At 62.8% G+C, this 22,612-nt stretch carries 24 protein-coding genes; 11 read left to right on the plus strand and 13 right to left on the minus strand.

The genetic code is table 11. The annotated features are described in order from the left end of the window. Positions 1–16: 16 nt before the first annotated feature. Genes M8R19_RS00105 through M8R19_RS00115 form a run of 3 tightly spaced genes read right to left on the minus strand, consistent with a single transcriptional unit; the run spans position 17 to position 1,597 of the window. On the minus strand, positions 17–277 hold the full coding sequence (locus M8R19_RS00105; RefSeq protein ID WP_249916644.1) for a hypothetical protein: 261 nt from the start codon (positions 275–277) through the stop codon (positions 17–19). After that, complete coding sequence (locus M8R19_RS00110) at positions 277–450, minus strand: hypothetical protein (protein ID WP_249916645.1); 174 nt, start codon at positions 448–450, stop codon at positions 277–279. The genes M8R19_RS00105 and M8R19_RS00110 overlap by 1 nt, the downstream gene beginning before the upstream one ends. A 1-nt stretch (position 451) precedes the next feature. Then, positions 452–1,597 carry a phage/plasmid replication domain-containing protein gene (locus M8R19_RS00115; RefSeq protein ID WP_249916646.1) on the minus strand — a complete coding sequence of 382 codons (1,146 nt, stop codon included), beginning with the start codon at positions 1,595–1,597 and terminating at the stop codon, positions 452–454. Positions 1,598–1,753: 156 nt separating this feature from the next. On the opposite strand from M8R19_RS00115, the gene M8R19_RS00120 reads away from it, so the two are divergent. From M8R19_RS00120 to M8R19_RS00130, 3 genes are all read left to right on the plus strand, one after another. Continuing rightward, the gene (locus M8R19_RS00120; RefSeq protein WP_249916638.1) at positions 1,754–2,125 is read left to right on the plus strand and encodes a helix-turn-helix domain-containing protein; all 372 of its coding nucleotides are present in this window, start codon (positions 1,754–1,756) and stop codon (positions 2,123–2,125) included. Positions 2,126–2,400: 275 nt separating this feature from the next. Further along, a complete protein-coding gene (locus M8R19_RS00125) occupies positions 2,401–2,565 on the plus strand; it encodes a hypothetical protein (RefSeq protein ID WP_249916639.1) in 165 nt (54 codons plus the stop codon). Positions 2,566–2,886: 321 nt separating this feature from the next. After that, positions 2,887–3,471 carry a hypothetical protein gene (locus M8R19_RS00130; RefSeq protein WP_249916640.1) on the plus strand — a complete coding sequence of 195 codons (585 nt, stop codon included), beginning with the start codon at positions 2,887–2,889 and terminating at the stop codon, positions 3,469–3,471. A 402-nt stretch (positions 3,472–3,873) separates the two neighbouring features. Here the strand turns inward: M8R19_RS00130 and M8R19_RS00135 are convergent, their stop codons facing one another. The 8 genes from M8R19_RS00135 to M8R19_RS00170 form a co-directional block, all read right to left on the minus strand. Further along, positions 3,874–5,187, minus strand: a complete 1,314-nt coding sequence (locus M8R19_RS00135) for a zonular occludens toxin domain-containing protein (RefSeq protein WP_249916641.1) — start codon at positions 5,185–5,187, stop codon at positions 3,874–3,876. Between the two features lie 4 nt (positions 5,188–5,191). Next, on the minus strand, positions 5,192–5,479 hold the full coding sequence (locus M8R19_RS00140; RefSeq protein WP_058491135.1) for a hypothetical protein: 288 nt from the start codon (positions 5,477–5,479) through the stop codon (positions 5,192–5,194). A gap of 10 nt (positions 5,480–5,489) precedes the next feature. Next, complete coding sequence (locus M8R19_RS00145; protein WP_249916642.1) at positions 5,490–7,001, minus strand: hypothetical protein; 1,512 nt, start codon at positions 6,999–7,001, stop codon at positions 5,490–5,492. Positions 7,002–7,136: 135 nt separating this feature from the next. After that, a complete protein-coding gene (locus M8R19_RS00150) occupies positions 7,137–7,358 on the minus strand; it encodes a hypothetical protein (protein ID WP_249916643.1) in 222 nt (73 codons plus the stop codon). A gap of 326 nt (positions 7,359–7,684) precedes the next feature. Beyond that, complete coding sequence (locus M8R19_RS00155) at positions 7,685–7,972, minus strand: single-stranded DNA-binding protein (RefSeq protein WP_043272796.1); 288 nt, start codon at positions 7,970–7,972, stop codon at positions 7,685–7,687. A gap of 35 nt (positions 7,973–8,007) precedes the next feature. Further along, the gene (locus M8R19_RS00160; RefSeq protein WP_249916644.1) at positions 8,008–8,268 is read right to left on the minus strand and encodes a hypothetical protein; all 261 of its coding nucleotides are present in this window, start codon (positions 8,266–8,268) and stop codon (positions 8,008–8,010) included. Further along, positions 8,268–8,441 (minus strand): hypothetical protein, encoded by a 174-nt coding sequence (locus M8R19_RS00165; protein ID WP_249916645.1) that lies wholly within the window; start codon positions 8,439–8,441, stop codon positions 8,268–8,270. Before M8R19_RS00165 ends, M8R19_RS00160 begins: the two co-directional genes overlap by 1 nt. A 1-nt stretch (position 8,442) precedes the next feature. Beyond that, positions 8,443–9,588, minus strand: a complete 1,146-nt coding sequence (locus tag M8R19_RS00170; RefSeq protein WP_249916646.1) for a phage/plasmid replication domain-containing protein — start codon at positions 9,586–9,588, stop codon at positions 8,443–8,445. A 156-nt stretch (positions 9,589–9,744) separates the two neighbouring features. Here M8R19_RS00170 and M8R19_RS00175 point away from each other — a divergent pair, with 156 nt between their 5' ends. From M8R19_RS00175 to M8R19_RS00210, 8 genes are all read left to right on the plus strand, one after another. Beyond that, complete coding sequence (locus tag M8R19_RS00175; RefSeq protein ID WP_249916638.1) at positions 9,745–10,116, plus strand: helix-turn-helix domain-containing protein; 372 nt, start codon at positions 9,745–9,747, stop codon at positions 10,114–10,116. Positions 10,117–10,391: 275 nt separating this feature from the next. Beyond that, the gene (locus M8R19_RS00180) at positions 10,392–10,556 is read left to right on the plus strand and encodes a hypothetical protein (protein WP_249916639.1); all 165 of its coding nucleotides are present in this window, start codon (positions 10,392–10,394) and stop codon (positions 10,554–10,556) included. A gap of 321 nt (positions 10,557–10,877) precedes the next feature. Further along, a complete protein-coding gene (locus tag M8R19_RS00185; protein ID WP_249916640.1) occupies positions 10,878–11,462 on the plus strand; it encodes a hypothetical protein in 585 nt (194 codons plus the stop codon). 1,080 nt (positions 11,463–12,542) lie between these two features. Further along, complete coding sequence (locus tag M8R19_RS00190) at positions 12,543–13,835, plus strand: tyrosine-type recombinase/integrase (protein ID WP_249916647.1); 1,293 nt, start codon at positions 12,543–12,545, stop codon at positions 13,833–13,835. 284 nt (positions 13,836–14,119) lie between these two features. Further along, entirely contained in the window at positions 14,120–14,647 is a 528-nt protein-coding gene (locus tag M8R19_RS00195) for a sigma-70 family RNA polymerase sigma factor (RefSeq protein ID WP_249916648.1), read from the plus strand. A 4-nt stretch (positions 14,648–14,651) separates the two neighbouring features. Further along, positions 14,652–15,617, plus strand: a complete 966-nt coding sequence (locus M8R19_RS00200; RefSeq protein WP_249916649.1) for a FecR domain-containing protein — start codon at positions 14,652–14,654, stop codon at positions 15,615–15,617. Between the two features lie 93 nt (positions 15,618–15,710). Next, a complete protein-coding gene (locus M8R19_RS00205; protein ID WP_249916650.1) occupies positions 15,711–18,155 on the plus strand; it encodes a TonB-dependent siderophore receptor in 2,445 nt (814 codons plus the stop codon). A 10-nt stretch (positions 18,156–18,165) separates the two neighbouring features. Further along, the gene (locus M8R19_RS00210; protein ID WP_249916651.1) at positions 18,166–19,278 is read left to right on the plus strand and encodes a PepSY-associated TM helix domain-containing protein; all 1,113 of its coding nucleotides are present in this window, start codon (positions 18,166–18,168) and stop codon (positions 19,276–19,278) included. Between the two features lie 76 nt (positions 19,279–19,354). On the opposite strand, the gene M8R19_RS00215 is transcribed toward M8R19_RS00210, so the two are convergent. Both M8R19_RS00215 and M8R19_RS00220 read right to left on the minus strand, forming a co-directional pair. After that, entirely contained in the window at positions 19,355–21,301 is a 1,947-nt protein-coding gene (locus tag M8R19_RS00215; protein WP_249916652.1) for a MacB family efflux pump subunit, read from the minus strand. Continuing rightward, the gene (locus tag M8R19_RS00220; protein WP_249916653.1) at positions 21,295–22,494 is read right to left on the minus strand and encodes an efflux RND transporter periplasmic adaptor subunit; all 1,200 of its coding nucleotides are present in this window, start codon (positions 22,492–22,494) and stop codon (positions 21,295–21,297) included. Before M8R19_RS00220 ends, M8R19_RS00215 begins: the two co-directional genes overlap by 7 nt. Positions 22,495–22,612: the final 118 nt, after the last annotated feature.

The raw sequence follows: 22,612 nt of genomic DNA on the forward strand, positions 1-22,612 counted from the left end.
TGTGCCCGGATGGGCGTTAGAAGCCGAAGGCATCACCCACCCAGGGCGTGCCGTCAGACCAAATTTCGGTACGGGCATAGCGCTTGAACTCGGCCACGATTTCCCAGTAACGCCGGCACTCGCGGTCCTCGCGAGACTCATACGGCGCAGGCTGCAGGACGGGCATTTCGAGCAAGGCAGGGTTGGCCACAATGGAGCTGCGCAGCGATGCCTGGAGGGCTACACGGGCGCGCTCAGAGGCCGAAAGCTGGACGCCCTGGAAGGAGACGGTGCGCATCAGTCCACCTCCCAAACTTCAACGTCATCATCGGAGTCGACGCCGAGGGCATGCATAGCCATCTGAAACGCTTCCTCAACACTGGCGGCGGAGACGGTCAGGCAAAAAATGCCCTGGTAAACAACGTCCCACTTGGGCAACCGATCCATCTCGGCAAGATCGAAGAGAGCCACGTCAGGCCACCAGGCGCAGCTGGGTGCGCGGTGCCTGGGCGTGCCGGTAGAAACTCGGCAGCACCAGGTTGTCGTTAGTGACGATTTCGGTCGCACGACGAACCAGCACAGCGGTATGCCGGGTGACGTCGTAGGGCATGCGGATGTTGATGCCGATCTTGTTGAGACGAGAGGCGTAAACCTCCATCTGCGACTTCTTAAAATCGAACTGAATGCCCGGGCAGTGCATCCACTGCATAGCAATGTTGGCGGTCGCATTGGCGGACTGAGTGGAGGCAACAATGCCCTTCTCTTTCAGCGTCTGCGCAATCGTGCTGTAGTCCATACCCATCACCTCAAGCTTCTGATCTATCGCCAAAAATTCCGCGTGGATGTCGCGGAAACGGGACTCATCAAAGAGCCCCCACCACTCCAGGCGCTCCCGTTGCAGGTATTCCGCTTTCAGTTCCTGCTCCATCCGCACCACGCCATGCTCATCGCAGAAATTGGCCAGCGACTGCAGGTAGCGAAATTCGGGCGAGTCCTCGCCAAAATTCCGTTTGCACTTTGGGAACAGGAACTTACGAATGGCGTGCGACTTCTGATACGCCTTCTCGTAGTGGTCGCGAGCCTTCCAGTCGACGGTTCGCCCGTCCTCATAGAGATGGCCCACCTTGCGCTTCCACAGCTGGGTTGAAAGCGCCCGGATGTAGGCCAGGTCGTTGCCCTTCCCTACTGTCCGGTTCGTTGTCAGGTCAATACGACGGATGCGGGCGCCATTGCCGACCATGCTCGACTTAGTGCCGTCCTCGCCCTGGCGCAGGCCCCACTCGGTGCACTTGGTGAAGCGCGGTAGCCGGCGGAAGCCATACTCATCGGTATACGACGTGACGATCTCGTTGAAGACCGCAATGCACTCGTCAAGAGTGCGGAACCCGTCGAGGTTATCCAGCCGGTTAACCGCGCTCGGATTGCCCTTCACCACCAGCTTGTTGCCGTCGGCGCGGATGGAGATCGACGTGGAGTAGCTGCCCTCATGCTTCCAACCCGGTTCCGTCACCTTGAGGCGCTCGCCGGTGCGCTTGTCGTAGTAGCAAATACGGGTGTCCGACACCTGCGGCAGTTCGAACGGAAAGACCTGCTCGACCGCGAGGTAGTCGTAGAACATCCTGCTCTGCTGTCGCCCCATGGAAGCCTCAAAAGCTGTCAACCACCCAAATATTGCGGTAGAAGCTACAGCTTTTCGCGGATCGAATGCAAACGAAATCTTGCGGTCAAAGACACCATTTATCGGTATTGGATAAACAAACAGGAGATAGGGTGCATGGACAACCCCGTAACAGAAGAGGCAGCCATGAGCATCGGCGAGAACATAAAGCGCCAAAGAGAGGCGCACGGCCTGTCACAAAAGAAGCTTGGAGAAGCGATAGGCAGCGGCGAAAACACAGTGGTCGGCTGGGAGAAAGACAAAAACCCACCACCAGGCGACAAGGTTGCCGCAATGGCCAAACTCTTCGGGTGCTCAACCGACGAGATTCTGATGGACAAGCACGAGCGCGACATATCACCAGAAATGAGAGCGTTATTCCGGCGTTTTAATGACCTGCCAGACAACCTAAAGCCCATGGCAAGAGGAATGATCAGCGCAATCCTGGCAAGCCTGGAAGAAGAGGCGGCAAGGAAAACCGCAGCATGATGGCCTGGGCACTGGTCGTAGCGTTCCAGGGGGACCCAGAGCCAAAGGTCTACCTAAAGCCAACGGAAAACGAATGCCGAGGGCTTCAGATCGTAATCAGAGAGCACGCCCAACGAATAGGGCGTGAGGCGACGGTAGATTGCTACATCATAACACCCACGCCAGACAGCGTCATACACCCCGAATGGAAGCTGGTGCCAAGAGCAAACCATGGAAGTCCGGGGTGAATTGGGGGTGTTACAGCACCCCCACCCTGCCCAGCCACGGAGACGACCATGGGCCTACAGGACCGGGAATGGTTCAACGAGGCGCGCAAAGCGCCCAAGAAGCCAAAGAAACCCATCCAGCACTCCAAACAGCCACGCAGCCTGAAAGCGCCCTCATGGGCCATCGTAGGCGTCGCCGTGACCATCGCCATCGCAGTAATTCTCTGGCTGTAGCCGACGGGAAGCCCGGCAGCGCTGCTCGCTGGGCTAGACGGCCTGGACATTCCGCGGAGATCTGTCAGCACGCAATGCGCACCAGATGCGGTGCTCTGTGACGGGCCGCGATACGCCCAGGAGGGGTAATCATGGCGCGGGGTGGGCTTGTGCCGAGACGAATCCGGCGCCTCGCGAGCCAGCCGCCGAGCGAGGCGAGCCAAGTTATCGTTACGTAACGAACATTAACGACGAACGGTCGATTTATCGTTACGTTACGCTGGTCTATTTATCGTTACGTAACTATAATTACTCCATGCAACCAGCACGGAGCACACCGCCATGATCGATCCGAAGGACAACAGCACTCAGCCCCTGGACCTCGGCGAGGCCAAGCGCCGCCGGGGCCGACCCAGCACCGGCAAAGCCATGAGCAACGCCGAGCGGCAGCGCGCTTACCGCGAGCGGGCAAAAGCGCAACGTAACGAAAAAACAGAAAACGGCACAGACCTGGTATCTAGGGCGAAGTACGAAAAGCTACACGCCATAACGATAGAAATTAGCGACAGGTGCGCACTGGCCGAGCATCACAGGGATGAATTGCATGAACAGGTACAGAAGCTACTGGAGCAACGCGACAGCCTGATCCGCGAATGCCATGAGCTGAAAAAGGAATTGGCGTCTCGTAACGAAAAAGAGATCACGAACGGCAAAATCCCAGGCACCTGGATAGTCGAAAGGAAGGAACGCGGCACCAAGAAATGGGAGAAATCAGGTGACGCACCGGAATCAAGCTGGGACGCGGCAAAGGGAAGCGTGGACTACATGCAGTTCACATCAGGAACAGGTCAGGACGACAACTGGAGAGCTCGCTGCACAGCCGGCACGTTCAAAGGAATGATCTACTGGCCTAAAGCTCCAAAATAGCCCGGCAAGCCGCCTGGAGCGCTTCCAGGCGGTCATCCAACAGACTCCCCTCCTCGTCCAGCTGGGCAACCCGGCGCCTCAGTTGTCGAATCTCACCCGCCAGGCGCGGGTAGTCCTCAAGCATGCAGCAAACCGAGTCCAGGGCATCGCGCCCCGGGAACCAGAGTTTTGCGTCACGTAACAGATATTCGGGGATGTCTAGGGCGGGCATCGCATAATGGACATTACGCTAAATCGGCCCCGGAGCTTATCAGCATTGTCCGGAGCCGACTTAACGTAACGTCACGATATTATGCGAAGCCTAGGCACCGAGCGATGAAGCCCAGCGCCTCGGAAACCGCCAGGATGTTCAGGACCAGCAACGGCGCCGCCAGGCACGCCGTAACGAACACGTCTGCAGGCTCAATCATCCTGGCCTCTCCAGGGACGCGAAGCATATTCGCTGTCCGGCACAACGGTTACGACTGTCGCTGTAGCGTGCGGCGTCGAGGGCCGCTGAACGGATGCAGGAACCGGCCTGGCATCGGCTGATCGCAGGTCGCTCCGCTCGCTGCTCACAGCCGATTGCCGGGCCTGCACAGAGGCCTCCGGATCCACGACCTTCGTCACCGCGCCGCGACCGGTCCAGGGCGTCACTCGTTCGCCGTCCACATCGCAGAGCACGTACAAGTCACGCTCAATCCAGCGGCACTCAGCCATCGGCACGATTCGCCTGGACGAGCCATCCGTCAGCACAACGCTCGACGTGCGACTAACCGAGCCAGCACCGGTCACAGAGGCCCCGCAGGGCTTCACCCTGGACGGATCGCCCTCGACCGGCACCGAGCAGCCAAGCCAGCCGGCGACGCGCCAGGTCGCACTCATAGGCGCCGCGCCGCTGACCGAAACACCCGTCACCGCCTGTACAACACGATCGGCAGACGCCCTCACCTGCTGTACCGGCGCTGCAGCAGCTGGCGGCGGGTTCACGAGCTCGCTCTGCACGTGCAGACCACGCGCCTCCGGATCGAAGAACCGATGCACGCCCCAGACGCCGGGCAGGACCAGCACAGGGATGGCCACCACCAGGCCCCACAGAGCCGGCGAACGCCAGATGTTGCCGCGGTTATCGGCCTTGGATTCGTCGCCCACGTCGCCCGTTTCGCTTTGCGTGGCGGACTTGTAGTAACGGTAGACCTCGGGCTTATACGTGCCGAACGACTGCCGCTGCATCTGACTCTTAGGCGGACGATCCCCCGTCGCCGCACCGCTGTAGATATCAACGCGGTACGCCTTCTTAGTCTTCTTTACCACCCGATAAGTTTGCTCAATCAGCGCCCTGGCAAACGACGCAATCTGACTCAGGTCCTGGGTGACCAACACAATACGCATCGACTTATTGTTCTTATCGACACGGTGCCGATGTTCGGCCAGCAGCGCCTTATCTTGTTCGCGCACGGCAGTTGCCTTTAACCCGGACGGCCAACGCCGCCAAAGTTCATCGAGCACCAGAACAGAACCCGGAGGAGCCAGGTCCGCCAAGTCGTCACGCTTATCCCAGTCAGCCGGCAATTGATCGATAGAGCCCTGCGGGAAGTCTTCCAGCAGCATATCCACCTGCAGCGGGATATTCGTTACCACATGCCGCCCCTGTTTAAGCGACGGAATAATCACGTGTTGGACAACGCCATAACTTTTACCGTGACCAGGCTTGCCCACATACGCATCAATAGGCATGACGTCACCCTATGAACGGAATACGGCGCAGGATAAACCGAGCCAACAATGCGGCCAGGCACACCTTAATGCCGAAGCTCAATTCAAACGTCGAGGCGAACCACATTACCGAGGAAGGAATGCCCGCAAACGCACCGCCGGCCTGCGACATGAAGTCGGGCACCGGAATAGCATTCAGGAACTTACCGATACCTTCCATGGCTACCGAGTAAATCTTTTTCGGTATCCACTCTGCCCAATCAACAAACCACTTCAGAATGTCGTTAAGCCAACTTTTCAGCCAATCCAACATATCAATCACCTCACGCCATGAGGAAAATCATAACCGCCACGAAACACCAGAAGGCTCGCATGGTCGGCTGCAGAACATCGTCAATCGTGGACTTCAGGTCGCGAATAATGCCGTAGTCCAATGAAGCCCCGCCCAGGACCTGAAGTGCAGGCGTAGTTAATGTCGGAGCCGTTCCAGTATCAGGCGCCGATATATTGCCAACCGCTGTTGCAATCGGACTTGACTTCACCGTGTCGTAGAACTTCTGTGTCGTAGTCTGGTAATCGTCCACGTCATCGAGCTTCGGCGTGTCCGGACTAGAGCCGTCACTGCATTCCTCGGCCGTCACACAGTCACCACCGCCCTCGCCCTCCCCTGTGCCGCCAGAGCCCGTACCGCTGCCATTAGAGGCCGAGCCAGTACCACAGGCGGCGCCGCTGCAGGTCGATTGCGTAGAGGTCACCACGCCCGTGCCATCCTTAGTCGTCGTGGTTTTGGTCGTCGTCGTGGAGCTGCTGCACACATTCATGTCGGTGCACACAGTCTTGGTCGAAACATCCGTCTTCACGGACGTGGTAGAGCCATCGGCGTTCGTCGTCGTACTGATGTTCGTGGCGATATCAATGCCCTTGGAAGTAGGCGATTTCCAATCGCAACTAAATACGCCGTTCGCCGTGCCACAGTTCTGCGAGCCCGACGTTTTAGTCTCTTGTTTCGACGTGCAGGATTGAGAGCCGTCAGCGCCCGTCGAATAATTACACGGCTGATTATTGGTATCGGTCTTAGGAGTTAAATCGGGCGCCTCGCAACCACCAAGCGCATGGCAGTCCTGATCCTTGGGGTTGTCAGTGCCACCGCCAACGCCGCCAGTGTAAACGCCGTCAACCACGCAAACGGAACCTTGGCCATCCGCATTTACCGTGCACTGAGAAGACTTGACACTAACCGAGCAGCCGATATTCGGATATGCAACGGTCTGCCCATTAATAGGCCCCTTCTCAGGCGTATCAAGATGAATAGAAAGCTGCGACACAGAACCGCCGTCGCGAGAAGAAAACGCCTTACACATAACAGCAGGAGGCGAATCATAAACGCGGATGCACTCGCCAGACGACCAAACATAAGGAACGGTAGACTGCCAAGTGGTATTGCCGCAAAGAGTTCCATCCTCGCCTGCAGGTGTTTCACAAGCACCAGTCTGAGAATTATAAGTAAGACCAGAGGCACAACTATCGCCAAGGCGATCAAAAACCGAACCATTAACACTCAAAGGCTGATCAGAGCCACCCGGGGAATTCTTATAAGTAGTCGCCCAATAACAAAGAGCCCTTGTGGAACTCTGCATTGTTATACGAACACTAGAAGAGCCGTCAGCAACAATCTTGCCCTGAGACGTCAAATCATTAACCTGGCTTGTATAACTCTGATGACAGGCAAGAAACGGTGATGCCGCACTTATGCCGGAATAATTGGTCCAATAATAATCGGCGGCGTTAACACTACCGCACAGAAAAAGAAAGAATATAGAGATTATGCGGCGCATATCAAAGACTCCAGAAGAAACATAGGGCCGACATGCCGCCGAAAAAGAACGATACGAAGTAATAAAGATCAGCCATGCTTTCGCCCTCCCCAAAGAAAAGGGCGGCCGAAGCCGCCCCTTGTACACGCGGCCCGGTCAGGCGCTTTTGATCATGCCGAGCAGCATCTTGGCGCCACGGACGGCGACGTAGACCGCAGCAGCCAGGGCAGCCACTGCCAGGATGCCGGTCACGACAGTGGACCAGTCCACGCCAGACGTAATGGCCGAGAAGTCCGGACCGGCAGCAGCAGCCAGACCGGAACCAGCAGCAGCCATGAGCGAGCCCAGGGCGACGACACCTTTTTTGTTCAGTTTCATAGACTTAACTCCGAATCATCTTAAGGATTGCTCGGGCTCCGAACACGACGGCTAGCGGTACGCCGACGAAGACGAAGCCGACCCCGAACGCCTGGGCAAGTGCCACAGGGTCGAGCGTGGAGGGGTCGAAATCTTGGTGCGACTCAACAAGCACCCAGGGGGTGGAGCAGCTGGGCGCGCCGTCACTGAGCACCTGAATCTCGCCATCGCAGGCGACCGTGTACGTGGTCACGACCGAGCCCAGCGGCCGAGGCCGTGAACGACGACGCCGGCAGCGACGTACCAGGCGAGAAGCTCAGCGATCAGCATCCAGGCGCCCTCCCCGATCAGCTGGCAGCGCGCACAGGCGCTTTCTGCAGCGGCACCAGGCGCAGGCGCATCTGCAGGTCCTCGAACCGCCCCACGTAGAAGCTGTCCGGGCCGACGGTATAGAGACCAGGCGCGTACGGAGCCGCGTTGTCATCCAGGGTGACCTTGATGTGCTGCGGGTACTTCTGCCCCGGCAGGGTGACGTAGGCCTTCTGCTCGCGGATCTGGTAGGGCTTGCCGGTCTTGGCCGAATTGCCCGACTTGACCACCACCTCGGCGCTCTCAATCTCAACCTGAATATCCATCGTCTTTCCTCTCTCAACGTGTGCCCGGATGGGCGTTAGAAGCCGAAGGCATCACCCACCCAGGGCGTGCCGTCAGACCAAATTTCGGTACGGGCATAGCGCTTGAACTCGGCCACGATTTCCCAGTAACGCCGGCACTCGCGGTCCTCGCGAGACTCATACGGCGCAGGCTGCAGGACGGGCATTTCGAGCAAGGCAGGGTTGGCCACAATGGAGCTGCGCAGCGATGCCTGGAGGGCTACACGGGCGCGCTCAGAGGCCGAAAGCTGGACGCCCTGGAAGGAGACGGTGCGCATCAGTCCACCTCCCAAACTTCAACGTCATCATCGGAGTCGACGCCGAGGGCATGCATAGCCATCTGAAACGCTTCCTCAACACTGGCGGCGGAGACGGTCAGGCAAAAAATGCCCTGGTAAACAACGTCCCACTTGGGCAACCGATCCATCTCGGCAAGATCGAAGAGAGCCACGTCAGGCCACCAGGCGCAGCTGGGTGCGCGGTGCCTGGGCGTGCCGGTAGAAACTCGGCAGCACCAGGTTGTCGTTAGTGACGATTTCGGTCGCACGACGAACCAGCACAGCGGTATGCCGGGTGACGTCGTAGGGCATGCGGATGTTGATGCCGATCTTGTTGAGACGAGAGGCGTAAACCTCCATCTGCGACTTCTTAAAATCGAACTGAATGCCCGGGCAGTGCATCCACTGCATAGCAATGTTGGCGGTCGCATTGGCGGACTGAGTGGAGGCAACAATGCCCTTCTCTTTCAGCGTCTGCGCAATCGTGCTGTAGTCCATACCCATCACCTCAAGCTTCTGATCTATCGCCAAAAATTCCGCGTGGATGTCGCGGAAACGGGACTCATCAAAGAGCCCCCACCACTCCAGGCGCTCCCGTTGCAGGTATTCCGCTTTCAGTTCCTGCTCCATCCGCACCACGCCATGCTCATCGCAGAAATTGGCCAGCGACTGCAGGTAGCGAAATTCGGGCGAGTCCTCGCCAAAATTCCGTTTGCACTTTGGGAACAGGAACTTACGAATGGCGTGCGACTTCTGATACGCCTTCTCGTAGTGGTCGCGAGCCTTCCAGTCGACGGTTCGCCCGTCCTCATAGAGATGGCCCACCTTGCGCTTCCACAGCTGGGTTGAAAGCGCCCGGATGTAGGCCAGGTCGTTGCCCTTCCCTACTGTCCGGTTCGTTGTCAGGTCAATACGACGGATGCGGGCGCCATTGCCGACCATGCTCGACTTAGTGCCGTCCTCGCCCTGGCGCAGGCCCCACTCGGTGCACTTGGTGAAGCGCGGTAGCCGGCGGAAGCCATACTCATCGGTATACGACGTGACGATCTCGTTGAAGACCGCAATGCACTCGTCAAGAGTGCGGAACCCGTCGAGGTTATCCAGCCGGTTAACCGCGCTCGGATTGCCCTTCACCACCAGCTTGTTGCCGTCGGCGCGGATGGAGATCGACGTGGAGTAGCTGCCCTCATGCTTCCAACCCGGTTCCGTCACCTTGAGGCGCTCGCCGGTGCGCTTGTCGTAGTAGCAAATACGGGTGTCCGACACCTGCGGCAGTTCGAACGGAAAGACCTGCTCGACCGCGAGGTAGTCGTAGAACATCCTGCTCTGCTGTCGCCCCATGGAAGCCTCAAAAGCTGTCAACCACCCAAATATTGCGGTAGAAGCTACAGCTTTTCGCGGATCGAATGCAAACGAAATCTTGCGGTCAAAGACACCATTTATCGGTATTGGATAAACAAACAGGAGATAGGGTGCATGGACAACCCCGTAACAGAAGAGGCAGCCATGAGCATCGGCGAGAACATAAAGCGCCAAAGAGAGGCGCACGGCCTGTCACAAAAGAAGCTTGGAGAAGCGATAGGCAGCGGCGAAAACACAGTGGTCGGCTGGGAGAAAGACAAAAACCCACCACCAGGCGACAAGGTTGCCGCAATGGCCAAACTCTTCGGGTGCTCAACCGACGAGATTCTGATGGACAAGCACGAGCGCGACATATCACCAGAAATGAGAGCGTTATTCCGGCGTTTTAATGACCTGCCAGACAACCTAAAGCCCATGGCAAGAGGAATGATCAGCGCAATCCTGGCAAGCCTGGAAGAAGAGGCGGCAAGGAAAACCGCAGCATGATGGCCTGGGCACTGGTCGTAGCGTTCCAGGGGGACCCAGAGCCAAAGGTCTACCTAAAGCCAACGGAAAACGAATGCCGAGGGCTTCAGATCGTAATCAGAGAGCACGCCCAACGAATAGGGCGTGAGGCGACGGTAGATTGCTACATCATAACACCCACGCCAGACAGCGTCATACACCCCGAATGGAAGCTGGTGCCAAGAGCAAACCATGGAAGTCCGGGGTGAATTGGGGGTGTTACAGCACCCCCACCCTGCCCAGCCACGGAGACGACCATGGGCCTACAGGACCGGGAATGGTTCAACGAGGCGCGCAAAGCGCCCAAGAAGCCAAAGAAACCCATCCAGCACTCCAAACAGCCACGCAGCCTGAAAGCGCCCTCATGGGCCATCGTAGGCGTCGCCGTGACCATCGCCATCGCAGTAATTCTCTGGCTGTAGCCGACGGGAAGCCCGGCAGCGCTGCTCGCTGGGCTAGACGGCCTGGACATTCCGCGGAGATCTGTCAGCACGCAATGCGCACCAGATGCGGTGCTCTGTGACGGGCCGCGATACGCCCAGGAGGGGTAATCATGGCGCGGGGTGGGCTTGTGCCGAGACGAATCCGGCGCCTCGCGAGCCAGCCGCCGAGCGAGGCGAGCCAAGTTATCGTTACGTAACGAACATTAACGACGAACGGTCGATTTATCGTTACGTTACGCTGGTCTATTTATCGTTACGTAACTATAATTACTCCATGCAACCAGCACGGAGCACACCGCCATGATCGATCCGAAGGACAACAGCACTCAGCCCCTGGACCTCGGCGAGGCCAAGCGCCGCCGGGGCCGACCCAGCACCGGCAAAGCCATGAGCAACGCCGAGCGGCAGCGCGCTTACCGCGAGCGGGCAAAAGCGCAACGTAACGAAAAAACAGAAAACGGCACAGACCTGGTATCTAGGGCGAAGTACGAAAAGCTACACGCCATAACGATAGAAATTAGCGACAGGTGCGCACTGGCCGAGCATCACAGGGATGAATTGCATGAACAGGTACAGAAGCTACTGGAGCAACGCGACAGCCTGATCCGCGAATGCCATGAGCTGAAAAAGGAATTGGCGTCTCGTAACGAAAAAGAGATCACGAACGGCAAAATCCCAGGCACCTGGATAGTCGAAAGGAAGGAACGCGGCACCAAGAAATGGGAGAAATCAGGTGACGCACCGGAATCAAGCTGGGACGCGGCAAAGGGAAGCGTGGACTACATGCAGTTCACATCAGGAACAGGTCAGGACGACAACTGGAGAGCTCGCTGCACAGCCGGCACGTTCAAAGGAATGATCTACTGGCCTAAAGCTCCAAAATAGCCCGGCAAGCCGCCTGGAGCGCTTCCAGGCGGTCATCCAACAGACTCCCCTCCTCGTCCAGCTGGGCAACCCGGCGCCTCAGTTGTCGAATCTCACCCGCCAGGCGCGGGTAGTCCTCAAGCATGCAGCAAACCGAGTCCAGGGCATCGCGCCCCGGGAACCAGAGTTTTGCGTCACGTAACAGATATTCGGGGATGTCTAGGGCGGGCATCGCATAATGGACATTACGCTAAATCGGCCCCGGAGCTTATCAGCATTGTCCGGAGCCGACTTAACGTAACGTCACGATATTATGCGAAGTCATGGGTAAGCGCAGCTGCAGATGGCCCTTGCAGAATTCACCAGGGAAAACCGCTCGTTTGCCCGCTTCGGCATCTTCCCCGAGTCGATCCGTCGATCTGCCGTGGCAGCTCCGCTCGATCGGCATTCATGTCCGCACCTGGCCTCGCTCCCGGTTACGAACCGACTTCGTATTCCCAGTCCGCCGATCTGAAGCTCGATCTCTCGGTTGTCGGTTCACCGCAGACTCGGCGCTCGATCATTCCACGTTTCCCCAAACGGATTCGCAGGCAACCCATTCGACGCTGCCAACACCAACACCAACGCGACGCTACGTGAAATCTGCGAACCTCGCGGCCAATCCTCGTCACGCTTTTCACGTAAACGCAGCAGCTATTCGTGCAACGTACGACGCTCATGCGCCGGACTGCACCTGCAGCGATCCATGCGGCACCAGCTTTTGAGCCGGCGCATTCATCGATTCGGCCCCAGGCCCAAGGCTGGACCTGGCACCAATTCTCCAGGCCTTGAGCCAATCGGCTCAGATGCGCTCGCGTGCCTTGCGCCAGTCAATCTGAAACGTCCATGGACGACGGAACGACGCTTGCGAGAAATCCATCGGCAGCCCTCGACCTTTGCGGCCTAAGCTGTCTAGAATGCGTCTTGCCGAGCCTTCGGCTTGTCGCTTCTCGCCCTGCCGGGCCAACTCCTTAGCGCGCAAGCAATATCCGATAACAGCCAGACCTGGATATTGCACGGCACCCCGGCGCGACCGCCGTTTTTCCATTTCCAGCCTTCACGATGCCGCAATCGCCACAGCCGCTGTTCGAGACCTTCGCGCGTTTCCATGAACTGAATTTCATGCAGCTGAGCGAAGAACTGCCCGCGGTGCGCGACTACCTGCAGGCGTTCGCTGAAGACCTGCGGGCCATCGAGGGCTACTTCGCCGTGCGGGGCTTCCTCAAGTCCTATGGCGGCAATGAGGCCACCTATACCTCCTATCGCACCCACGTCGAGCGCCTGCTGCTGTGGGCCCTGCTGGTGGCCGGCAAGCCGCTGCTCGACCTGCGCCGGCGCGATGCCGAGGCCTTCATGGAGTTCTGCCTCAACCCGCCTGCCGAATGGGTCGGCCCGGTCGTCAAGTCGCGCTTCGTGCGTGTTGGCGGCCGCAAGCAGCTGGAGTCCGACAGCCATGTGCTGAACCCCGCCTGGCGCCCCTTCAGCAGCACCCTGGCCAAGCGCGAGCGCAAGCTCGCCACGGAAGCCATGAGCCCCCTGCCCTCGCGCCCGTACCGCATGTCCCAGGGCTCAGTGGCGCAGGTCTTCGCCGTGTGCGGCAGCTTCTTCCAGCACGCCATGGACGAAGGGCTGACCGAGGTGAACCCGTTCCGCGCGGTGAAGCAGAAGTCCGTCTACAAGCAGCGCAACACCCTGAACGTGGCCTCGCGTTCGCTGACGCAACTGCAATGGAGCTACGTCATCGAGACGGCCGAACTGATGGCCGCCGAGGACGCCAGCCACGAACGCACGCTGTTCATCGTGGCCACGTTGTTCGCCATGTACCTGCGCATCTCCGACCTGATCGGCCGCGACAACTGGACGCCGAGCATGGGCGACTTCCGCCGCGATACCACCGGCAACTGGTGGCTCCACGTGGTCGGCAAGGGCAACAAGGCCGCGCGCATCAGCGTGCGCGACGACTACGTGCACGGCTACCTGGCCCGCTACCGCCGCCACCTGGGCCTGCCTCCCCTGCCCTCGCCCCAGGAACGGACGCCGCTGATCGGCACCCTCAAGGGCCGCGCCGGGTTATCCGACCGCCATGTGCGGCTGCTCCTGCAGGCGCTGTTCGACCGCGCGCTGCAACGCATGGCGGCCGAAGGCTGGAGCGACGACGAAGTGGACCAGCTGCGCTCGGTCTCGCTGCACTGGCTACGCCACACCTCGGCCACCTTCGACGCGCCGCTGCGCGACATGAAGGACCTGCAGGCCGACCTGCGCCACAACAGCCTGAGCACCACGCAGAACACCTACTACAACTCGCTGGACGAACAGCGCGCGCATTCGGTGAAGGGGCTGAAAATCAAGCGCTGATATCCAGGAAAAGCACTCCCCGAACTTTCAAGCGCGGGCGCACCACTCTTACCGTTGAACACCCGCTAATACTCCGGTGCAACCAGGGCCTGATCAGCCTGGTCAGCCTCAACGTCCCCAAGGGATCCGCGCGCCATGCCTGGCTGAACTCTGACCAAACCCTGCCCCACCCAGGCTCACTCATCTCGCCTGAGGAACTCCCGAGGCCACCGCCCTCATGGCTATTGCGAGATGCCATCAGAAAAATATAATAAGATCGATTATCAATTGCACGTGGTGCCCCAGTGTCCAGTCTTGGCCGTTCCCAGCTTGCGGAGTGCGATCTGCACAAGCTTTACACCGAGCATCATGGCTGGCTCCAGGGTTGGCTGCGGGGCAAGACCGGCTGTTCCCAGCGCGCCGCCGACCTGGCCCAGGACACCTTTCTCAGAGTCCTGCTGGCGCGTGCCCGTGGCGCAGCGGTTTACCTCGACCAGCCACGCGCCTACCTCACCACCATCGCTCGCGGGCTGGTCATCGACCACTGGCGCCGGCAACAGCTGGAGCAGGCCTGGTTGGAGGTGGTCGCACAGTTACCGGAAGCGGAAGCCCCATCGCCGGAAGCCCACCTGCTCATGCTGGAAAGCCTGATACGCATCGACCGCCTGCTCGACCGGCTCAAGCCCAAGGTTCGCCAGGCCTTCATCTGGGCCCAGCTGGAGGGCCTGACCTGCCCGCAGATCGCCCAGCGCCTGGAGGTATCCCTGGCCACCGTCGAGCGCTACCTGGCTACCGCCCTGCGCGCCTGCTACGCCCTGTATTTCGAGGAGTGAGGCAATGAGCGCGCCCGCTCCCCTGTCCAACCGGACCATCGACGACGCTATCGGCTGGGCGGTGAAGCTTCAGTTCGGCGAACCCAGCGAGGAAACCCTCTCGGCTTTTCAGGCATGGCATGCCAGCAACACCGAGCATGCCTTGGCCTGGCAACGCGTGCAGTCGCTGGGCGAGGATTTCCGGCGGGTCTCCCCGCAACTCACCCGGCAGGTGCTGGAGAAGCTGCCCGCCACCAGCCTGAACCGACGCCAGGCGCTCAAGTTGCTGATGCTGCTGGGCGCCAGCGCGGCGCCGGCCTGGCTGGCCTATCGCGAGGCACCCTGGCAACGACTGCTGGCCGAGTACAGCACCGCCACCGGCGAGGTGCGCCACATCGAGTTGGCCGATGGCTCCCGCCTGGTGCTCAACACCGACACTGCCATCAGCACGCGCTTCAGTGCCACAGAACGGCGCGTGATACTGCGCCGTGGCGAGCTGCTGGTCAGTACCGCTACCGATACCTCCAGCCCGCGGCGGCCGTTCCGCGTGGAGACGCCCTTCGGCCTGCTGCAGGCGATGGATTCGCGGTTCTGCGTGCGCCTGTACCCGGACTGCGCATGGGTCAGCGTCAGCCATGGCGAGCTCAGCCTGTTGCCGGCGAACGGGGCGCCGCCGCGCCAGGCGCAAACGGGGCAGGACTGGTGGTTACGCGCGACACGGGCCGAGCCAGCGCCGGCCAGGCCCTTTGCCGAAGGCGCCTGGGCCGAGGGCATCCTGGCAGCACGCGACATGCGGCTGGTCGAGTTCCTCGACGAACTGGGACGCTACCGGGTCGGCCGCCTGGCCTGTGACCCACGGATCGCCGAGTTGCGCATCAGCGGCAACTACCAGCTCGCCGACACCGACCAGACGCTGCGTTTCCTGGCCCGCACCCACGGCTTGCAGCTCAGCTACCGCACGCGTTTCTGGGTCAACATCGGCCCGGCTTGAGCGCCCTTGCGAGGTTCTTGAAATTTTTTTGAGGGGATTGGCGATCTGCTTCGGTAGAGACAGTGACATCCACTCCTTGCCGAGAGCCGTTGCATGAACGCCTTCCGCAGTCTGCCAGCCTTCTGCCCGCCAGCCAGCGTGGCACGTGGCGCCCGTTCCCTCCGTTTTGCGCTGCACCTGGCCATGGCCGCAGCGCCCCTGGCCGGGCTCCAGGCCGCCCCGCTGTCGAGTGAAAGCGTGCGCGCCTACGACATTCCCGCGGGCTCGCTGGACAGCGCAATTACCCGCTTCGCCCACGAGTCGGGCGTCAACATCGCTTTCGCCGCACACCAGCTCGATGGCCTCGCCAGCCCGGGCCTGCACGGCCGCTTCGACGCCACCCAGGCGCTGGCCCGGTTGCTGGCCGGCAGCGGTCTGGTAGCCCAGGCTCAACCTGGCGGCGGGTTCCTCCTGCGCCGTGGCGACGACCAGGCCCTGGCCTTGCCTGACGCCACCGTAACCGCCCAGCGCGAATCGGCCTGGGGCCCGGTGCAGGGCTATAGCGCCAAGCGCAGCGCCACCGGAACCAAGACCGATGCTGCCCTGCTGGACACCCCGCAATCGATCTCGGTCGTCGGTCGCCAGCAACTGGACCGGCAGAACGTGCAGAGCGTCCGCCAGGCCCTGCGCTACGTGCCCGGCGTACTCCCCGAATACCGCGGAACCGGTGGCAGCCGCTACGACACCATCCTCTACCGCGGCTTCGGCGGCGGCGTGAACTACGACTACGGCTACCTCGACGGCATGCGCCTGCTGGGTAGCAACTACGCGGTCCCGCAGGTCGACCCCTACTTGCTGGAGCGCGTCGAGGTGCTGCGCGGTCCCTCGTCGGTGCTGTACGGCCAGGCCACTCCGGGCGGCATGGTCAACCTGGTGAGCAAGCGCCCAAGCACCGAGGCCGCCCACGAGGTGGAACTCCAGGTGGGTAGCCATGACCGCTACCAACTGGGCCTGGACAGCACCGGTGCGCTGGACGACGAGGGCCGCCTGGCCTACCGCGTCATTGCGCTCAAGCGCACCGCCGACGGCCAGGTCGACCATTCCCGCGAGGAACGCCTGGCCCTGGCGCCGTCGCTGACCTGGCAGCCCGACGAAGACACCCGCCTGACCTTGCAGGCGCTCTACCAGGATGATCCGGACGGCGGCTACTACGGTTTCCTGCCCTACCAGGGCACGGTCAAGCCACTGGCCAGCGGCCGGTTGTCCACGCACTTCTTCGATGGCGACGCCGGCTTCGATCGCTTCCGCCGCACCCAGCAGTCCCTCGGCTACCTCTTCGAGCATCGCTTCGACGAGGTCTGGAGCGTGCGCCAGAACTTCCGCTACATGCACATGGACACCGACTACCGCAGCGTCTTCACCGCCGGGGTGAACACGGCCCAGCAGTTGCTCACCCGTCGCGCCATGTTCGACGAGGACCAGCTCGACGCCTACACCCTGGACAACCAGCTGCAGGCCGACTTCACCACCGGCGCGCTGAGCCACACGGCATTGCTCGGCATCGATTATCAGCACCTGAGCTCCCGCGAACAGCAGGGCCTGGCCAGCGCCCCATCGCTGAGCGTGACGGCCCCCGACTACCACCAGGGCATCGGCAAGCCGGCGGAAACCCTGCGCACACGCCAGGTCCAGGAGCAGACCGGGCTCTACCTGCAGGACCAGATGCACCTGGGCAATTGGTCGCTGCTGCTGGGCGGCCGCGAGGACGTGGCCTCCACCGATACCGACGACCGTCGCAACGACCAGTCCACCCACCAGGGCGACCGTGCCTTCACCTGGCGCAGCGGCCTGGTCTACCAGTTCGACAGTGGCCTGGCTCCCTACGTCAGCTATTCGCGCTCGTTCCAGCCCACCGCCGGCACCGATTACCAGGGCGGCGCCTTCCAGCCGAGCAAGGGCGAGCAGTACGAGGCCGGCGTGAAGTACCAGCCGCCGAAGCAGAACGGCTTCGTCACCCTGGCGGTGTACCAGTTGACCCAGCAGAACGTGCTCACCTCCGATGCCGATCACCCCAACTTCAGCACCCAGACTGGTGAGGCGCGCTCGCGTGGCGTGGAATTGGAAGGGCATCTGGAGCCGACCCGGTCGCTCAGCCTGATCGGCGCCTACACCTACCTGGACAACGAGGTCACCCACAGCAACGACGGCAACGAAGGCAAGCGCATCACCTACATCCCGCAACACATGGCCTCGCTGTGGGCCGACTACAGCTTCCACGGCGGCGCACTGGATCGCTTCGGCGTCAACGCCGGGGTGCGCTACATCGGCACCAGCTACGCCGACGCGCTGAACACCCTCAAGGTGCCCGCCTATACCCTGCTGGACGTTGGCGCGCACTATGACCTGGCGGCACTGGACCCGAGCCTGGCCGGCTGGCAGGTGGAGACCACGGTGAACAACCTGGCGGACAAGGAGTACGTCTCGGCCTGCGCTACCGCCACCAAGTGCTTCTGGGGCGGCCGGCGCAGCGTGCTGGCCAGCGTGAAATACAGCTGGTGAGCCCGCGCGCATGTCGCTGAAGCACTGGCTATGGCTGCATCGTTGGTCCAGCCTGGTCTGCACCCTGTTCCTGCTGTTGCTGTGCCTGACCGGGCTGCCGCTGGTTTTCCAGGAAGAGATCGAGCACGCGTTGCAACCAGCAATCGACCAGTCGCCCGGGGCGGAACCTCTGCCCCTGGAGCGACTGGTCGCCCTCGGTCAGGCCCGGGCGCCCGGCCTGGTGCTGCGCTACCTGATCTGGGATCACCGGGCGCCAGGACGGATCAAGCTGAATTTCGACCAGGCCCTCGACACACCGCGCGGCAACAGCCGCATCTTCACCCTGGATGCCTACAGCGGTTCACAACTGCCCGACGACAATGCGCTACTGGAGTTCATTCTCGATCTGCACACCGACCTGCTCGCCGGCTTGCCGGGCAGCCTGCTGCTCGGCTTCATGGGCTTGCTGCTGGCGGTGTCGCTGGTCAGCGGCTGCGTGGTCTACGCGCCCTTCATGCGTCGCCTGGGCTTCGCCGAAATGCATCGCCACAGGAATGCGCGCATACGCTGGCTGGGCTGGCATAACCTGCTGGGCATCGTCAGCCTGGTCTGGTTGCTGGTGGTGGGGTTGACCGGCGTGCTCAATACCCTGGCCATTCCGCTGTTTCAGCACTGGCAGAGCGATCAACTGGCGCAACTGGTGGCGCCATACCGGGGCCAGCCGCGCGTCGCCGACCCCGTGCCGCCCAGTGCGGCGCTACGTGTCGCCGCACAGGCGCTGCCGGGCAGCCAGCCGGAATTCCTGGCCATGCCCGGCACCTTCTTCAGCAGCCCGCAGCACTATGCGGTTTTCATGCGCGGGCGCACGCCGCTGACCTCGGAGATTCTCCAGCCGGTGCTGGTCGAGGCGCGCAGCGGCAAGCTCAGCGCCGTCGCCGAGCCGCGCTGGTACATAGTCGCGCTGGAACTCTCGCGCCCCCTGCACTTCGGCAACTACGGCGGCCTGCCGCTGAAGCTCATCTGGGCGGCATTCGACATCGTCGCCATCGTCGTGCTCGGCAGCGGCGTCTACCTGTGGCTGGCCCGCCAGGGCGGCAAGCGAGGGCTTCGCGGTGCCGGGAACCTCCCGCCGCGGCTCCCCTAGAGATGTCCGCAAAAGGCCGCCCATGCCGCCTTGCGGGGAGCACCTGGGCCCGCTCTCATCGAGCGCCCCGGAGCCCTCATTCGCTCGCCAGCGCCACCACCGGATCGAGCCGCGCCGCCTGCCGGGCCGGCATGAAGCCGAACAGCAGCCCGGTGCCCAGGGCACAGACGAAGGCGGCGAGTATGCCCCGCAGCGAGAAGATGATCGGCACCTCCCAGAGGATCAGCGCCGCGCCCAGGCCCAGGCCGATCACCGTGCCCGCCACGCCGCCGACCAGCGACACCAGCATGGCCTCGCTGAGGAACTGGCGCAGGATGTCGCGCTGGCGGGCCCCGGTCGCCAGGCGGATGCCGATCTCGCGCGTGCGCTCGCGGACCGTCATCAGCATGATGTTCATCACCCCGATGCCCCCCACCACCAGGGATACCGCGGCGATCAGCCCGAGCAGCAGGGTCAGCGTCTGCTGGGTGTCCTGCTGCGCCTTGACCGAGACCGCGCGGTCGTAGACGTGGAAATCCTGCACGTGGTGGGCGTCCGCCAAGGTCGCGGTGATCTGCCGGGCGGTGGCCATGGACTGCTCCAGGTCATCGATCAATACCGAAATCCACGACAGGTCGAGGCGGCCGAGCACACGGCGGCTACCGGTGGAAAACGGCGCCATGACCACGTCGTCGTCGTCGGCATCCCCCGACAGCGCGCCCTTCTCCTCCAGCTCGCCGATGACCTGGAACGGCACGTTGTCGACCAGCACGTAGCGCCCCAGCGGATCGAGGTCGCCGAACAGGCGCTCGCGCACCTTCTTGCCCAGCAGCAGCACCGGCGCGAGGGTGCGCTCGTCTTCCCAGGTGAAGAACTGTCCGCGGGCCGGCTTCCAGTTGAGCACCCGTTGCGCATCCGGCGTCACCGCCCACAGCGGGCCGAGCGTATCGACGTTGCCGGCGCGCAGCGTCACCTGGCCCTGGACGAAGGGCATCGCCACGCTGACGTTGGGCACCTGCCGCAGCAGCGCCGCGTCGGCTTCGCTCAGCGTGCCGCCGGGGCCGCGCGCGCTGTCGCCGCCGGGCACCACGTAGAGGCGGTTGGTGCCGAAGATCGCCATCCGCGCGATGACCTGTTCCTGGGTGCCGGCGCCCACGGCCAGCATCACGATCACCGAAGCCACGCCGATGACGATGCCGAGCAGCGTCAGCAGGGTGCGGAAGCGGTTGAGCCACATCACCCGCCAGGCGCTGCGGATGGCCTCGCGCGCATCGGTCCACGGCGAAGCCGCGCGCGCCACGCCCTCGGCCATCGCCGCCATGAAGTCATGCCCAGCCCCGCCCTGCTCCACCGCGGCGCCGGCGGAATCGCTGACGATGCGCCCGTCGTGGATCTCCACCACGCGCCGCGCCTTCGCCGCCACGTCGCGGTCGTGGGTGATGAGGATGATCGTGTGGCCGGCGTCCGCCAGTTCTGCCAGCAGCGCCATCACCTCGGCGCCGCTCTTGCTGTCCAGGGCGCCGGTCGGCTCGTCGGCAAGGATGATGCGCCCGCCGTTCATCAGCGCGCGGGCGATCGACACCCGCTGCTGCTGGCCGCCGGAGAGCTGGTGGGGACGGTTGCCCAGCCGCTCGCCCAGGCCCAGGCGTTCGAGCAGCTGGCGAGCGCGGCCGTCGCGCTCGGCCGCGGGCACGCCGGCATAGACGGCGGGCATCTCGACGTTGCGCAGGGCATCCAGCGTGCGGATCAGGTGGTAGCCCTGGAACACGAAGCCGAACGCCTCGCGGCGCAGCCAGGCCAGCTGGTCGGCGTCGAAGGCGCCGATGTCCTGCCCGGCGAAGCGGTAGCTGCCCGCGCTGGGCCGGTCCAGGCAGCCGAGGATGTGCATCAGCGTGGACTTGCCCGAGCCGGATGCGCCCATGATGGCGACGAACTCGCCGGCGCCGATCGACAGGTCGATGCCATGCAGCACCTCCAACTCCGGGCTGTCGCCACCGCCGTAGGTCTTGCGGATGCCGCCCAGTTCGATCAGCGGCGCTACCACCGGAACCTCCCGGCGCCGGCGTGCTGGCGGTGGATCGCAGTGACCAGCCGTTCGCCGACCGCCAGCCCGGAGAGCACCTCGGCATGCAGGCGGTCGCGCACGCCGATGCGCACCTGGCGCGTTTCGATACCGCCGCCGACCTGGACCTGCGCAGTGTAGGCATCCGCCTTGCCGGCGCCGGCCTTCAGCGCCGCCAGGGGCGCCAGCAGCACATGGCTGGCGCCGGCCTGCACGAAGAACACCTGGGCGCTCATCTGCGGCATCAGCGCGCCATCGGCGTTGTCCACGTCGAACAGCACGGTGTAGAGCACCACCTTGCCCGCCGGCGGCGCCGTCGTGGCCTGGGCGCCGCCCTGCTCGCGCGCCTGCCCCGGCGGGTTCGGCGGCGCCGGCAGGACCTGGCGCACCCGGCCGCGCCAGCGCCGCACGCCGCTCTCGGTCTGGCTGCCCAGGGTGGTGAAGTACACCGGCATGCCGGGGTGGATGCGGCCGATGTCGGCCTCGGACACCTCGGTCCACACCGTCATCTGCGACAGGTCGGCGATGCGCAGCAGGTTCGGCGTCTGGTAGGTGGCGTTGAGGGTCTGGCCCTCGCGCGCATCGAGGGTGACGACGGTGCCGGCCATCGGCGCGTAGATACGGGTGTAGCCCAGCTGCGCCAGGTCGCCCGTCAAGGTGGACTGCGCCCCGACGACCTGCGCCGTGAGGTCGGCGATCCGCGCCACCGCCACGCGCAGGCCGGCCTCGGCGGACTGCAGGTCCTCCAGTCGGGTAGCGCCATGGACGTGCATCTGCTGCTGCCGTTGCGCGTCCTGCTGGGCCAGGTCGCGCTGCGCCTGCGCCGCGGCCAGCTGCGCGCGCAGGCTGTCGAGCGCGGCGCGGTCGGCATCGACCTTGGCCTGCTGCAGCGACGGGTCGATCTCCACCAGCAGTTCGCCCTTGCGCACCACGCTGCCGGGGTGCACCGCGATGCGCCGGATCGCGCCCGAGGCCTGGGCGCCCACGTCTACGTAGCTCTGCGGCTGCAGGGTGCCCACGGCGCTCACGCTGGCTTCGATGTCGCCGTAGCCGACGGGCACGCTGTCGACGGTCTGCACAGTGCGCAGCAGCGTCCACCAGAGCAGCCCGAGCAGCAGCGCCAGCGGAACCAGGAAGGGCAGGAAGCGGAGGAAAGGGTTGCGGCGGGGGAGCATCGACGACCTCGTGGCAGCGAAGCGCAGCCCGTGGGCCGCGCCAGGGTATGCCGGTTGCCAGGCACCGGCAGGCTGGCCGCCCGCCCCGGCGCGGCGGCACCGGGGCGGGCTTGCAGCG

Origin of the sequence: Pseudomonas sp. R3.Fl (assembly GCF_023516765.1) — a bacterium.
GTDB lineage: Bacteria > Pseudomonadota > Gammaproteobacteria > Pseudomonadales > Pseudomonadaceae > Pseudomonas > Pseudomonas citronellolis.